General features: G+C 38.7%; 21 protein-coding genes. 8 read left to right on the top strand and 13 right to left on the bottom strand.

The annotated features are described in order from the left end of the window. Window positions 1–29: 29 nt before the first annotated feature. The 10 genes from UNSWCS_RS02310 to UNSWCS_RS11770 all read right to left on the bottom strand — a co-directional run bounded on the left by UNSWCS_RS02310 (window position 30) and on the right by UNSWCS_RS11770 (window position 5,321). A complete protein-coding gene (locus tag UNSWCS_RS02310) occupies window positions 30–1,289 on the bottom strand; it encodes a phage terminase large subunit (protein ID WP_051267820.1) in 1,260 nt (419 codons plus the stop codon). Window positions 1,290–1,516: 227 nt separating this feature from the next. Further along, entirely contained in the window at window positions 1,517–1,744 is a 228-nt protein-coding gene (locus tag UNSWCS_RS11935; protein WP_035143360.1) for a hypothetical protein, read from the bottom strand. 9 nt (window positions 1,745–1,753) lie between these two features. Then, the gene (locus tag UNSWCS_RS02300) at window positions 1,754–2,152 is read right to left on the bottom strand and encodes a hypothetical protein (protein ID WP_051267819.1); all 399 of its coding nucleotides are present in this window, start codon (window positions 2,150–2,152) and stop codon (window positions 1,754–1,756) included. Continuing rightward, a complete protein-coding gene (locus UNSWCS_RS11465; RefSeq protein WP_021087147.1) occupies window positions 2,153–2,548 on the bottom strand; it encodes a VRR-NUC domain-containing protein in 396 nt (131 codons plus the stop codon). Next, window positions 2,548–2,730, bottom strand: a complete 183-nt coding sequence (locus UNSWCS_RS02290; RefSeq protein WP_021087155.1) for a hypothetical protein — start codon at window positions 2,728–2,730, stop codon at window positions 2,548–2,550. The genes UNSWCS_RS11465 and UNSWCS_RS02290 overlap by 1 nt, the downstream gene beginning before the upstream one ends. Further along, window positions 2,727–3,338 (bottom strand): DNA cytosine methyltransferase, encoded by a 612-nt coding sequence (locus UNSWCS_RS02285; RefSeq protein ID WP_021087181.1) that lies wholly within the window; start codon window positions 3,336–3,338, stop codon window positions 2,727–2,729. The genes UNSWCS_RS02290 and UNSWCS_RS02285 overlap by 4 nt, the downstream gene beginning before the upstream one ends. Window position 3,339: 1 nt before the next feature. Continuing rightward, window positions 3,340–3,990 (bottom strand): hypothetical protein, encoded by a 651-nt coding sequence (locus UNSWCS_RS02280; RefSeq protein ID WP_021087163.1) that lies wholly within the window; start codon window positions 3,988–3,990, stop codon window positions 3,340–3,342. Window positions 3,991–4,305: 315 nt separating this feature from the next. After that, the gene (locus tag UNSWCS_RS02270) at window positions 4,306–4,818 is read right to left on the bottom strand and encodes a phage replisome organizer N-terminal domain-containing protein (protein WP_021087142.1); all 513 of its coding nucleotides are present in this window, start codon (window positions 4,816–4,818) and stop codon (window positions 4,306–4,308) included. Between the two features lie 82 nt (window positions 4,819–4,900). Next, window positions 4,901–5,170, bottom strand: coding sequence for a hypothetical protein (locus UNSWCS_RS02265; RefSeq protein ID WP_021087191.1), 270 nt, complete (start codon window positions 5,168–5,170; stop codon window positions 4,901–4,903). Next, a complete protein-coding gene (locus UNSWCS_RS11770; protein ID WP_155242288.1) occupies window positions 5,157–5,321 on the bottom strand; it encodes a hypothetical protein in 165 nt (54 codons plus the stop codon). The genes UNSWCS_RS02265 and UNSWCS_RS11770 overlap by 14 nt, the downstream gene beginning before the upstream one ends. A gap of 177 nt (window positions 5,322–5,498) precedes the next feature. On the opposite strand from UNSWCS_RS11770, the gene UNSWCS_RS02260 reads away from it, so the two are divergent. The 5 genes from UNSWCS_RS02260 to UNSWCS_RS02240 are packed head-to-tail and all read left to right on the top strand — an operon-like array spanning window position 5,499 to window position 8,623. After that, window positions 5,499–6,170, top strand: a complete 672-nt coding sequence (locus tag UNSWCS_RS02260; protein WP_021087187.1) for an XRE family transcriptional regulator — start codon at window positions 5,499–5,501, stop codon at window positions 6,168–6,170. 26 nt (window positions 6,171–6,196) lie between these two features. Then, window positions 6,197–6,430 (top strand): XRE family transcriptional regulator, encoded by a 234-nt coding sequence (locus UNSWCS_RS02255; protein ID WP_021087166.1) that lies wholly within the window; start codon window positions 6,197–6,199, stop codon window positions 6,428–6,430. A 37-nt stretch (window positions 6,431–6,467) separates the two neighbouring features. After that, complete coding sequence (locus UNSWCS_RS11460) at window positions 6,468–6,902, top strand: helix-turn-helix transcriptional regulator (protein ID WP_021087188.1); 435 nt, start codon at window positions 6,468–6,470, stop codon at window positions 6,900–6,902. 52 nt (window positions 6,903–6,954) lie between these two features. Continuing rightward, window positions 6,955–7,551 (top strand): DarT ssDNA thymidine ADP-ribosyltransferase family protein, encoded by a 597-nt coding sequence (locus UNSWCS_RS02245; RefSeq protein ID WP_021087192.1) that lies wholly within the window; start codon window positions 6,955–6,957, stop codon window positions 7,549–7,551. A gap of 1 nt (window position 7,552) precedes the next feature. Further along, window positions 7,553–8,623, top strand: coding sequence for a macro domain-containing protein (locus UNSWCS_RS02240; RefSeq protein WP_021087156.1), 1,071 nt, complete (start codon window positions 7,553–7,555; stop codon window positions 8,621–8,623). Window positions 8,624–8,747: 124 nt separating this feature from the next. On the opposite strand, the gene UNSWCS_RS02235 is transcribed toward UNSWCS_RS02240, so the two are convergent. The 3 genes from UNSWCS_RS02235 to UNSWCS_RS11930 all read right to left on the bottom strand — a co-directional run bounded on the left by UNSWCS_RS02235 (window position 8,748) and on the right by UNSWCS_RS11930 (window position 9,746). Next, a complete protein-coding gene (locus UNSWCS_RS02235; RefSeq protein WP_021087149.1) occupies window positions 8,748–9,029 on the bottom strand; it encodes a type II toxin-antitoxin system RelE/ParE family toxin in 282 nt (93 codons plus the stop codon). Beyond that, complete coding sequence (locus UNSWCS_RS02230) at window positions 9,023–9,319, bottom strand: hypothetical protein (protein WP_021087186.1); 297 nt, start codon at window positions 9,317–9,319, stop codon at window positions 9,023–9,025. The genes UNSWCS_RS02235 and UNSWCS_RS02230 overlap by 7 nt, the downstream gene beginning before the upstream one ends. 286 nt (window positions 9,320–9,605) lie before the next feature. After that, window positions 9,606–9,746: a hypothetical protein gene (locus UNSWCS_RS11930; RefSeq protein ID WP_162142140.1), complete on the bottom strand. Its 141-nt coding sequence runs from the start codon at window positions 9,744–9,746 to the stop codon at window positions 9,606–9,608. A 110-nt stretch (window positions 9,747–9,856) separates the two neighbouring features. On the opposite strand from UNSWCS_RS11930, the gene UNSWCS_RS02225 reads away from it, so the two are divergent. From UNSWCS_RS02225 to UNSWCS_RS02215, 3 genes are all read left to right on the top strand, one after another. Then, on the top strand, window positions 9,857–10,198 hold the full coding sequence (locus tag UNSWCS_RS02225) for a hypothetical protein (RefSeq protein WP_021087144.1): 342 nt from the start codon (window positions 9,857–9,859) through the stop codon (window positions 10,196–10,198). 88 nt (window positions 10,199–10,286) lie between these two features. Next, on the top strand, window positions 10,287–10,634 hold the full coding sequence (locus tag UNSWCS_RS02220) for a hypothetical protein (protein WP_021087154.1): 348 nt from the start codon (window positions 10,287–10,289) through the stop codon (window positions 10,632–10,634). Window positions 10,635–10,696: 62 nt separating this feature from the next. Next, window positions 10,697–11,503, top strand: coding sequence for a PD-(D/E)XK nuclease-like domain-containing protein (locus UNSWCS_RS02215; protein ID WP_021087148.1), 807 nt, complete (start codon window positions 10,697–10,699; stop codon window positions 11,501–11,503). Window positions 11,504–11,589 lie beyond the last annotated feature (86 nt).

The following is an 11,589-nucleotide window of genomic DNA, read 5'->3' as shown; positions in this document are numbered from 1 at the left end:
AAGAAGCCTTTTTTCTTTGCATTCTACTACTAAATGCCGACTACCTTGATTTGGTAATCTCGCGCAACTATCGGGTATTTATACGCGATTAGATACCCTAGCGCGTCGTTGTAGTCATCGTTTGCAGGGTGAGCGTCGCTTTTTTCGGGCAACTGCGTCTTATTGTCCCACGCTTGCTGTTCAAGCGCCTTTGTCAAATTTGGGCATTTTGAGACATTGACGAGCAAGCAGCGTTTGTCAAATAGGTTATTTACGCAATTTACGCGGTCTTTAATACTCGGATTTGAGTGATTTACGAATACTAAATGCCCCGCACCTCTTAAAATTTGCGCGTCCGTTTCGCTCGCGCTAGTTTTTCTATTCTGCCCGCTCGCGTCCGGATAAATGATGATTTTATGCCCTTTATACCTATCTTTTAGTGTCTGCGCCATAGCGTAGGTGTCGTAGCTGATAACCTCATCGACAGCATGCGTAGTGACATTGCCCTTTTTGTCTGCTCGCTCTACGCAGACTATGTTTATGCAGCCGCCTACGTTAAAATCCGCGCCTATGTGTAGTGTTTCGCCCTCTTTGATAGTTTCCGTGCTTGCGTGTGTATCGCGGCTAAAATAGCTATACACCGTGCCGCTAGTTAGGTTTACGAATTCGCCCTCTAAATACGCCTTAAGCAAATTCTCGGGGTATTGCTCTTTTAACGTGTCAATAAAATCGGGCGGCAGATATTTATTATCGACGGTTTTTGCTTTGATTAGCCGTTTAGCCTCGCCGCCTTTTTCTATGAAAATTTGATACGTGGCGCGGAAACCCTCAGGCGTCGTCGTGATGATAAATTGCCTAGTATTGCCGGCTCTTAAACGCCCCAGTAGCTTCTCGTAAGCTTTTAGTGCGATCTCGGTTTTTGACGTATCAAACTCGTCGCATATTATCCAAGCGGCGTTTATGCCGATAAGTCGCTCCCAGTTTTCCATACTGCGGCATAAAATAGGCGTTTTGGCACCGTTTACGTCCAGAGTAAATACCGCGCTTGATTTATTAAATTTATACGGCACGCGCCATTCGACGAGCGCGTTTTCAAGATCGCCGAATAGTATATCGCGCAAGAGCGGATACGTAGGCTCGGTTATCACACCCGCGCAACCCGGGTTTAAAAACGCTAGCTGCAAGGCCTTTCTAACCGCTGCGTAGGTTTTGCCCGCGCCGTAACCGCTCACTAAACCTATAATTTTCGTGCTTGTGTCGGCTAGTAGCTCGTATTGATGCGGTAGTAGCTTGACCTCTAGTTTACTCATCTTTGCTTATGATTATTTGCGTATTGTTTTGTTGTGCGTTGGTGTTGGTTATCTGCGCCGTCGGCTCTTTGCCTAATACGGTTTCTTTATTGCGCGCCGTTATTCTACTGTGGGCGTCAAGGTCGGATAAGTCCTCGGCAAATTCTAAAAGCTCGTTCGCCTTTTGCTGATTTTTAATGGCGGAGTTTTGGAAATAGAGCAGGTGTTTTGTTTTTTCGTCGGCTATTTCATCTAAAACAGAGATAATATTTTCCCTTTCTTTCCCTTTTTTTCTGCAATCGTCTTTTTAGCTTCGATGTAGTCGGCGTTCTTGCCTTTTCCCATTTTCCTTTTTTTGCTCGCTCGCTTATCTTGCTTATACTTATGCCCGTCTTTTGATTTATCTGCGATAGGGTGTATTGCCCGCTTTCAAAATATGCTTTAGCGCGCTCCCACTTTTCTATACTATACGCCACCTGCTCCCCTTAAAATTTAAACTCTAGTTGTTCTTTTTTAACCCTACGCGGGCGTTTAGTTTTACTTTTCACCTTTTCTCGCTTCGCCTTGCCCGTCTTATCGTATGATCTCTCAAATACGCTATACGCTTCGATGTTTGCAAAGTCGTCGCGGCTAAAGATAACGTCCGTTTTAGGGATTGTAGTTAATACAGCTTCTTTATATGGTTTCATCGGATCGGCCTTAAAATCCGCACGCACACCCTCTAATGCGTCAAGATATTCGGGCTTATACCGCCCAAACGACAAATCCTTATCCACCCGTTTCCTATCTATACCTATTATAATCTCAATCACACGTGACATAAAACAGAAGTTATCATCGAAAAATGCCGAAATTTTATAAAATCTATCGGTATCGTATTTCAATCAGCGCGTTCTCCCTAGCTCACTCTTGATAAAATCTATCGCCTCGCCCGAGCCGTAGCAAACTTTCGCATTTGCATATCCGTAGCAGTTGATAGTATCTACCCAATCCTCTTGCTCGTCCGATACCCTGCTTAGGCTCTTTTTTGCGCGCTTCATCTCGACAAATACGATCTTGCTCGGCAAAAATACGAGCATATCGGGGAAACCTGCACTTGTACCCATGGCTTTTAGTTTCTTTTTGTATTGCACACTGGCTACTCTTTCGTTTGCTACGTGTGTAAAGGGGATTTTATTTACCCGTAGCCAGTCGGCAAAATACATCATCTCGTGATCCTCTAGCGGTACTTGCCCCGTCGCTTTCGCATACGCTAGGGTGTTTTCGTATTTTGGTATCATCAAAACAGCGCCCTTGTTTCCTCGCCCTTATGCTTCTCGTTCCACTTTCTCATTATTTCAAGCACTCCGCTTGCGTCCTTACGGCTTATCTCAAAGCTATCAAGTATCTTTTTGTTCTCGTCTGCTACTTTTGCGATTATGCTCGCTCCGCTTTCGGTTATCGTGATATATACGGCTTTCATCTGCTCTCCAAATAACGCTCAAATATCTTTTTGCCTATCTCATAATCAACTTCGTTTCTTATGGCTTGGCGTTTGTTTTTTATCTTAAACTCGTCTAAGCTAAAATCTTTAAAATCCGCATTTTTTACGTGTTTTATCACTCTAAAAGCTGGAGTATTTATCTCATCAAGCGCAAAACTGCTCCAAAAATAATGCCTACCTATCTCAGCGGTCGGCTTTATGAGTGGATCATAATACGGCACTACATTTTCAACCACAAAAGCTTTTTTGCAAAACGTCTTAAGATACGATATAAGCTCATAAAGTCTAAAATCTGGCAAAACTCTCGTTGTCTCATTGCGTGAGTTATTACAAAAATTTAGCCTGCTGTGACTTTGACAAGGTGGAGACGCCCATATAAAATCAAAATCTAAATAATTTTTAGCAGCGTAGTCCCAAGCGTCGCCTACTATCACATTGTCGTTTGGATAGCGTTTTGCATAAGCCTTCGCTACTTCAGGGTCAAACTCAACGGCTGTTACTTCTATGTTTATGCCTTTTTCTCTTGCTACTTCGTCCCAATACTTGCGGTTACCACCAAGTCCTGCGAAAAGGTTTAAAATTTTCATCTCACGCTCTCTTTGCCATATTTGCCGCAAGGGCAGATAACCCAAGTCTTAGCCTTGCTCTTGCCTCATCGCTCATTTCTATCGGTGCATCTGGGTCAGCTGGGAGCAAATTTACGTTATTCACCGCTAGCTGGGCTTGTTTTACTTCACTTTCTCTTGTCTTGATTTGCACTACGCCTATTTTTTCTTGGTGCTCTAGTAGATATTCAAACAAGTGTGTTTCTTCGTCGCTTGTTAGGCGTTGAAATACGCCGTTTTCTAATACGCACTCGTTTCTTAAAACGCCGTTTGCATCAACTGAAATTATTGTGCTTTCTAAAAAGCCACTACCAGTTCCACCATTGCAAAGCCTTGTGCCTCTGTAAATTTCTTTGCAAAACGCCGCCAAGGTATCTACATCGTTAAAAAATCTAAGCCCCTTTTCTCGCATTTTTAAAAACACGATCTTGCTCCACTCCATAGTTGCACGAAAAAGTAAGGCGTCTGTGTTTTGATATTCTTTGCGATACTTTTCAGCAAAGACTGAAAAATTAATTAGCTCGTTCGTAGCCACGTTTTTTAAAAGCAAAGAATATTTTGCTAGCCTCGCAGGTGTTAAAAATCCCTTGCTATCGCCATATAGTTCGCAAATGATTTGTTCTCTCTCACTCATAGCGCCATTTTCCTTTCTCCGCTGATTATTTCATTCGCCACTCTCTCAAAGTATGCGTCGTCCATTTCGCCTGCCACCATTGTTTCTCTTACGGCTATGCTGGTATTAGCTGGTGTGTTTTTACACTTGCCCCCTCGTTCTCTTTCTGTGCGATCCCAGTTTCTCATAGCGGCTTGCCAGTCTTTCATCGGATTTTTGCCAACTACCCAGCCTTTGCTTTCGTAGAAGTCAAAAAAGGCTTCACAATCGACTAGGGCTAAATTTGCTTTTTGCTTGTAGGTGATTAATTCATCTAGCGTTGGTTTTTGAAAACGTTTAGCTGGTTTTTTCTCGCCCTCGCACGCACGTAGAAGCGTTAGCTTCTTCTGTCTCTGTCTCTGTCTCTAACTCTTTCTCTAACTCTAGGGTTACGTTTTCGTTACCGCTCGTTACTGCGCCGTTACAATGTAACGCTTTAACCTCTTTTTGTCTAGCTCTAAATTCCCTAACTCTCTTTGCGCTGTCGCATTCTTTGCCACTTAGGCTTGCCGCTTCGGGAAGTCTCACATCTTCGCCTTCGCCTTTTTGTAATAATCCCAAACTCTCAAAAATGGCCATAGCGGCTTTGACATTTATCTCTTGCTCCCTTATTTTTAGTGCGATCTCGGCTTCTATCGTCGGCTCTATACCATCAAAAAATATAACACCGTCATTATCTAGGCTTTTTAATAAAAGCTTAAGATAGATGCAGGTGTAAGTATCTCCACCAGCTACGCTCCTTATTTTTAAAATTTTAGGATCGTCGAAAAAATCTTTTTTTAGCTTTAGCCAATAATACGCTTTACTCATCTTAGCCCTTTCCAAATTTCAATAAATGTGTCAAGTATCGCCATAACACAAAGAGTCACTAAAAGATATAATGGAATATTCATTACGCTATCCTTTCGGTGGGCTTTAGTATTGACGTGCTGCACCCACTTATCACGTCTTTTTTTGATCCGATCTCAACTAAAAAGCCACGCGCTATTAGCTCATTGACACGTCCGCAGACGCTGTTTATTGCTATGTTATATCGGCGTGAAATTTCTTGCCTTGTCGCACCCTCTTTGTGCTGGCAAAACATTTCATATACGGCTCTACGTTTGCCGCTTAGCTCTGGTTTTAGTTTTTTGTATGCCTCTAGGCTGTTATTCGCTACCATTTTTATTTTTCTCCTGCTTTTCTGCCTCTAAAATATATGCATTTAGCTTGTCGCCCCAAGCATAAAAGGGGTGTCCCAACTCTTGCAAAGCTGCGTATCTCACATCTCCATTAGGTTTTTGTTGTTTGATCCACACGCGTATGTATTGCAAGTCCCAGCCGACTTGTAAAATTTACCAAGCCATTTTCTAATCTTTTTTCTATATTCTGTCTGTTTCATAACCTTATATTACTATCTGTTATATAAAATATAACTTAAGGTTATTTGATTTTTAATGATTTTAGTTATAAAATATTACGCAAAGTTATATCTTTCGAAGGGGTAGAAAATGAAAGAATTTAAAGATAAATTGTCAGATTTACTAAAAGAAAAAGGTATAAATACTATACAATTTGCCGATATTTTAGGCATTTCACAGCCTTTAGTTAGCCAGTGGTTAGCCGGAGAAAAGAGGACAAAAAAACATTTATTGCCATTAGCTAAATTTTCAGGCTATCCGATCGCTTATTGGCTAGACGATACCATAGAAAAACCGACAGAAGCTCATAAATATACAGATAATATCTCTTCTAATAGTGCCAAAACTGTGTATATCCCTTTTTATAAAGATGGCGTAGTTTCTGCAGGTCGTGGCGCTGAAAATGACGATTTTGGCGAACCTGAATTGCTGCCTTTTAACCCAAACGATTTAAAAATTATGTTTAACGTTAGCCCTCACGCAAAGTTAGGCATTGTCCCTTGCTTTGGCAACTCAATGGAGCCGACTATTAAAGAAAGCGACTTGGTTGTTTTTTGTGATGATATAAACCAAATAGAGGGCGCTATTTATGTTTGCAAATATGAAAACGAAATTTTTATAAAAAGAATAAAAAAACGTCCAATGCTAGCACTAATAAGCGACAATAAAGACTACGAGCCAATAATTATCGAGGAAGAGTTAAACGTCGAAATTTTAGGGCGTGTTGTTGGTTGCTATGCAATAAATTCTAAGCGAATATGATATAAAGTATGTGTTAAAGATTAAACATGGATTTTCTGCTAAACACTGATTTTTTAAAAGAGAAAATGAAAGAAAAAAAGATTAGATACGCCGATCTAGCAATAGACATGACAAATGCAGGCTACCCTATCACAGAATCGGCTGTTAAAAAATGGTTCATGAAAGAGCCTATTGTGCCTGACTTAAAAAATATGATAGGCGTAGCTAAAGTGTTAAAATTAGACGTAAATGAAGTTGTAAAACAAAACCTTTTTTTCTAAACCTCAAGAAAATATGTTATTTATCCCAAAATCCGAAATGCGTATAGGTGCAGGTAGCGAGGGCGTTTATGATCTTGAAATGCTTCAAAAAGACGAGCGAAAGATCGCAGTTGATAGGGCTTTTCTAAAAGGGCTTGATACTAAAAATTTACGTATCTTTGAAGTAGTAGGCGATAGCATGGAGCCTGATTTTTACGAGGGCGACTGGGCTATTGCTGATATGGTAGCAGGCAGAGATAATTTCGTGCGTATAGCTGGCGTTTATATCGTTAGGATGGACGATGTCGTTTATATAAAAAGAGTTGAGTTTTTGCCACAGAATAAGATAAAGCTAATCAGTCTAAACCCAAAATATAGCGATATATACCCACATAAAGAGGGCTACGAGTGTGAGATACTTGGTAAAGTCTGCGGTAAAGTCCATTGCGAAGTATATAAAGGTCTAACGTTTGAGGATTATGGGATAAAGTAAGGGTGTTTTTATATAGGCGTATAGTTTTAGATAACATAATTAGGAGACAATAGTGGAAACACGTAGCAACCCAAAAGAAGGCAAATTATTGTATCATTTAACTACAATGGACAATATTAAAAACATTATCGAAAAAGGTCTGTTGCCAAGAAGCGAATTAACAAAGAGGAGTGAAACATTTAAAGATACCGCTAATAGCGAAATTCTTTCTAGGAGAAAGGAGCAATCTTTAGACGAATATGTTCCTTTTCATTTTTTTGTAAAAAATCCTTATGATGGCAGGCAGTTTAGGGATCACCCAGATATTAAATTTGTTTACATTACCATAACAAGAGAATTTTTAAAAACCAACAATGGGGTTATAATCCCAAAACACCCACTAAGTGAAGCAAATCATACTTTAGAAACTATGCCATATTCTCATGGCTTTGATGCAATAGATTGGGACCTTGTGGCAAAACGAGATTATCTTGACCAAGAATGCAAAAGAGCTTGTATGTGCGAAGCATTGCATAAAGGGGTGGTCCCAAGTGAAAATTTTAACAGCATAGTAGTAAAAACAAAAGAGGATTATAACCTTATTGACCAACTTATTAAACAATTTTCGCTAAAATGTCATTTAAATCAAAACGAGAAATGGTTTATTTAAAATGATTAATTACACGACTGGTAATTTGCTAGCTTCTGATAAAGAGGCTCTTGTAAATACTGTTAATCTTGATGGCTTTATGGGCAAAGGGATTGCATATCAATTCAAAAGACAATTTCCTAAAAACAATGAAGCCTATATTAAGGCGTGTAAAAACAAGGAAATTAGCATAGGCAAACTTTTCCCATTTAAAGAAGATGAAAAAATCATAATTAACTTTCCTACAAAAGACAAATGGCGAGAAAAAACAAAAATAGAATACATAGAGAGTGGGCTTGCATCATTAAAAGACATTATTCAAAAGCACAAAATTGCTTCTATAGCTATTCCACCCTTAGGTTGTGGCAATGGTGGTTTAAGTTGGAGTATTGTTAAACCCATAATAGAAAATAGATTAAAAGACATACAGGATAAAATAGATATATTAATATATGAACCAGCACAAGGGTTTTTACCACCTGTAAAATCTGTACCTAAAACAACTATTTCTCATTTGTTGGTATTGGCATGTATTAAAAATTTAGGGACGGCTCACCCACTTGCCATTCAAAAGGCTTTATTCTTCACTATGGTTTTTGCTAAAAGTAATTTTTTTAATTTTATTGAATATAAACACGGTCCATATTCTCATCCGATAGAAATAGTTTTAAGAGAAGTTAATGAATTTTTGAATTTTTACAATTTTAGCAGCGAAGATAAAGAAGAGGCATCTTCTGCTCTTAATTTTTTATATAAGAAAATGTTAAGTAAAAAGATAGAAGAACAGAGTTATTTTTATGCCCCATTTTTAAAAAAATCGTGTCATTTATATATTTATCTTGTAAAAGCCTATGGTAAAAAAGATGCAAATAAAAAAATAGAAATTATTGCCACAATAACACATATTCTACAAAAAGCCCAGTATTTGTCCGAGAAAGATATTATAGATTTGTTTTTTAAATACCCAAAAGAAGATATTAGCATTTTTAAAAAAGAAGAAATAATAGAAGGTATTAACATTTTAGAACAAAAAAATATAATAGAAAAAGACCTTCTTAATAATTATTCCATAAAAGAAACTTTCGTTTTATAATTTTTCTTGCATAGCAACCACTTAAAACAATGAGAACAAAAATTTTAGCACTTATTTTATGCTTACCGCTATCCCTCTTTGCCTTTTCAGCCAAAGTCATAAAAATATCTGACGGCAACACCATTTAGGATGCTTGCCACTCGTTAGCCTTGTAAATGCCTAGCACATAAATAACCTCATCATCTATCAAGTAAGGTATTACATAACTTTTAAAAATCAAGTCGCGAATACTCTCATCGTTAAAATTAATGGACTTGCGGCAAATAAAAGGCGTCTGTGCTGTGCGTTCTATCTTTGCGATAAGTTCGTTTCTAAATTCTCGCGCCCTGCTTAGGCTGTCTTTGGCTATGAAGTCAAATATTATCTTTAGCTCGCGCTCAAATTTAGGCTTGTATTCTATTACCATTGCATAATCCGCGCTTTTAGCTCGTCGTGGCTTATCGTTTCAAACTCCCCGCGTCTGATAGCTTCAACGTCTGATAATATCTCGGCTTTGATAACCTCTAGGTTTTTGCGTGCTCTGGCTTCATCTATTAGCCCTTTGCCTTGTAGTGCTTCATCGGCTCGTGCGTTTAGCTCGTCTGCGTAACCATCATCGATAATTAGCTTTTGATTAGTCGTATTAGCTAGAGCCTTGCTTATTGCTACTATTTGGCTTATTAGTGCTTCATCTGCTCGTATGGTTAATGTCTGCATTGGTAGTCCTTAGCTCTTCTTCTATCTTATTTTACTCATGATCATACCATAAACGATATAAAAAATTTTACTAAATAGCACGTGCTAGCTAATGATCGTTTTTATACCCCAGCCTATTTTTAAAATTACATAACTTTAAGTAATATTTTAAATAACATTAAGTTATCTTTAATATAACCTTTGGTAATATTATTTCATCGAAACAAAAAGTAGATAGGCTTCAAGCGAAAGCTGACAGAGTGAGCCTCCTGCGAGTTGCAGGTTAATCACGTTTCAATCTGAAGCGTCAGTGATAGGGCGAAAAGCTATCACTCAGCACCAGCCCTGATTTAGGATAGTTTTTCACAGGGTTATTAATAAAACGAAAAACACCACTTTTTCTAATAAAAGCCTTGCTTGCTTGGAGCAGGCGAAAGCCTGCTAACATTTTTCATATAAAAAATTTTCTTTAAAAGTTGCTTTTGCAATCTAATTTAATTTTTAACGTCTTTCAGTCGGCGGTGGCGAGCAAGGTTTCTATTAGAAAAAGGAGCAGTCATGCAAAATATTAACGACCTAGAGCAAGCTTTAGAGAGCTTAAAAGCACTTATCAAAGCTAAAAAAGACTACGAGAAATTAAGCACCAAATACGCCAACGTAAGCTTTAAAGATGTCACTCGCTCACAAAGAGCAAGGATAAATGAGCGTTTAGGTGACGCTGCGTTTGATGTGAAAGTCAAAACTGACAATCTTCACGCTGACTTAGTTGATGCTGGACTTTGCGAGATGAAAGAGCGTTACGAGCAAAGAGAGCTAGGGCAAAGTGCAGGCTTAGGACATATATACCGCGCTGCATATCTGCCAAAAGTGCCAAAGAGATACAAGGAGCTACAAAAATGAAAACGCTAATTAAGTTTTTTAGGGTGCTTTTCAGCAATGGTGGCGAGATAAAGAATATCGCCTATCTAAATATCAAAAGGAGTTAAAAATGAGTTTAAACTACGACCTAGCACGTGCCGAAAGCGACGTGGCACACATAAATTTAAATCAAAAGTTTGACTATTTAATAACCGACATCAAATATGTATATAACCTCCACCGCTACACCTTTAAAAACGCCCTTGGCGAAAACAGCGGTGAAATAGTTGATCTTTTAATCGAGCATTGCAAAAAAGACTTTTTCGCCTATGCAGCGCTTGTCTATATGCTATGCGTTGAAGCTGAAATGAGTAACGAGGCAGTCTTAAGCTATACAACTACCTACAAACAAACGCTTAAAAAACTACGAGAGGAGGCTGAAAAAGATGCGCTCTTATATTCTGATGAGGCTTGTTGAGTTCTACGGCAAGCCAAATATGACAATAGGCGAGTTTTTAGAAATTATAAAAGGACTTAACAATGCTAACAAATAAAGAATACCACGCACGCCCTGAAATATCAAAGAGCGACCTCGACCTACTAGCACGTAGCCCATTGCACCTAAAAATAAAAAACGAGCTTAGGAGTGAGCCTACAAAAGCTTTGCTTCTAGGCTCTGCGGTGCATAAGCTAGTGTTAGAGCCAAAAGATTTTTCAAATGAGTTTTGCGTGGAGCCTGACGTTGACAAACGCACCAAAGAGGGCAAAGCGATCTACAACGATTTTTTAGAAAATTTAGGCGATAAAACCTCGCTTGATATTGATACTTTTGGCTCAGCCGTAGAAATAGCAAACTCGGTTAATTCTATGCGTGAAACAGCTATATTTTTAAAAGACGGACTAGCAGAGCAAAGCTATTTTAGTGAGATAAATGGCGTTGCGGTTAAATGTCGCCCTGATTTTTATAATGAGAAACTGGGTGCAGTAATTGATCTAAAAACAACTTCTGACGCTTCGGCTGTCGGCTTTGCTAGATCGGTAGCTAGTTTTAATTACCACATACAAGCAGCGTTTTACAGCGATATTTTAAGGAGCCTAGGCAAAGAAGTAAATTATTTCTTATTTATCGCCGTTGAAACAAAAGCCCCTTATTTTGTAGGTTTTTACGAACTTGATGCAGCAGCAATAGAGCAAGGTCGCAAAGCATATCTTGAACTACTAGAGCTTTACAAATATTGCAAAGAACATGACGAGTGGTGGGGCTATGCAAAAAAAGATGGCGACAAGATAGAGGCAGTGCAAACTTTGAGCTTGCCAGCGTGGAAATTTTACGAAAATATAGCGTGATTTAAAAGGATAAAAAAATGAGAATAAGTATAGACGCCGTAGCCGATGTGGAATTGGCGGATTTATTAGAGCGTTGCAGTTTAGGG

Source organism: Campylobacter concisus UNSWCS (genome assembly GCF_000466685.1).
Lineage (GTDB): Bacteria > Campylobacterota > Campylobacteria > Campylobacterales > Campylobacteraceae > Campylobacter_A > Campylobacter_A concisus_A.
The sequence above is the reverse complement of the archived record's forward strand: the minus strand, read 5'-3'. Positions and strand labels throughout refer to the sequence as shown.

Excerpts from the sequence above, each read along its gene's own strand:
- UNSWCS_RS02310 (WP_051267820.1), bottom strand. The coding sequence starts at position 1,289 with ATGAGTAAACTAGAGGTCAAGCTACTACCGCATCAATACGAGCTACTA.
- UNSWCS_RS11465 (WP_021087147.1), bottom strand. The coding sequence starts at position 2,548 with ATGATACCAAAATACGAAAACACCCTAGCGTATGCGAAAGCGACGGGG.
- UNSWCS_RS02290 (WP_021087155.1), bottom strand. The coding sequence starts at position 2,730 with ATGAAAGCCGTATATATCACGATAACCGAAAGCGGAGCGAGCATAATC.
- UNSWCS_RS02285 (WP_021087181.1), bottom strand. The coding sequence starts at position 3,338 with ATGAAAATTTTAAACCTTTTCGCAGGACTTGGTGGTAACCGCAAGTAT.
- UNSWCS_RS02280 (WP_021087163.1), bottom strand. The coding sequence starts at position 3,990 with ATGAGTGAGAGAGAACAAATCATTTGCGAACTATATGGCGATAGCAAG.
- UNSWCS_RS02270 (WP_021087142.1), bottom strand. The coding sequence starts at position 4,818 with ATGAGTAAAGCGTATTATTGGCTAAAGCTAAAAAAAGATTTTTTCGAC.
- UNSWCS_RS02265 (WP_021087191.1), bottom strand. The coding sequence starts at position 5,170 with ATGGTAGCGAATAACAGCCTAGAGGCATACAAAAAACTAAAACCAGAG.
- UNSWCS_RS02260 (WP_021087187.1), top strand. The coding sequence starts at position 5,499 with ATGAAAGAATTTAAAGATAAATTGTCAGATTTACTAAAAGAAAAAGGT.
- UNSWCS_RS02255 (WP_021087166.1), top strand. The coding sequence starts at position 6,197 with ATGGATTTTCTGCTAAACACTGATTTTTTAAAAGAGAAAATGAAAGAA.
- UNSWCS_RS11460 (WP_021087188.1), top strand. The coding sequence starts at position 6,468 with ATGCGTATAGGTGCAGGTAGCGAGGGCGTTTATGATCTTGAAATGCTT.
- UNSWCS_RS02240 (WP_021087156.1), top strand. The coding sequence starts at position 7,553 with ATGATTAATTACACGACTGGTAATTTGCTAGCTTCTGATAAAGAGGCT.
- UNSWCS_RS02235 (WP_021087149.1), bottom strand. The coding sequence starts at position 9,029 with ATGGTAATAGAATACAAGCCTAAATTTGAGCGCGAGCTAAAGATAATA.
- UNSWCS_RS02230 (WP_021087186.1), bottom strand. The coding sequence starts at position 9,319 with ATGCAGACATTAACCATACGAGCAGATGAAGCACTAATAAGCCAAATA.
- UNSWCS_RS11930 (WP_162142140.1), bottom strand. The coding sequence starts at position 9,746 with ATGTTAGCAGGCTTTCGCCTGCTCCAAGCAAGCAAGGCTTTTATTAGA.
- UNSWCS_RS02225 (WP_021087144.1), top strand. The coding sequence starts at position 9,857 with ATGCAAAATATTAACGACCTAGAGCAAGCTTTAGAGAGCTTAAAAGCA.
- UNSWCS_RS02220 (WP_021087154.1), top strand. The coding sequence starts at position 10,287 with ATGAGTTTAAACTACGACCTAGCACGTGCCGAAAGCGACGTGGCACAC.
- UNSWCS_RS02215 (WP_021087148.1), top strand. The coding sequence starts at position 10,697 with ATGCTAACAAATAAAGAATACCACGCACGCCCTGAAATATCAAAGAGC.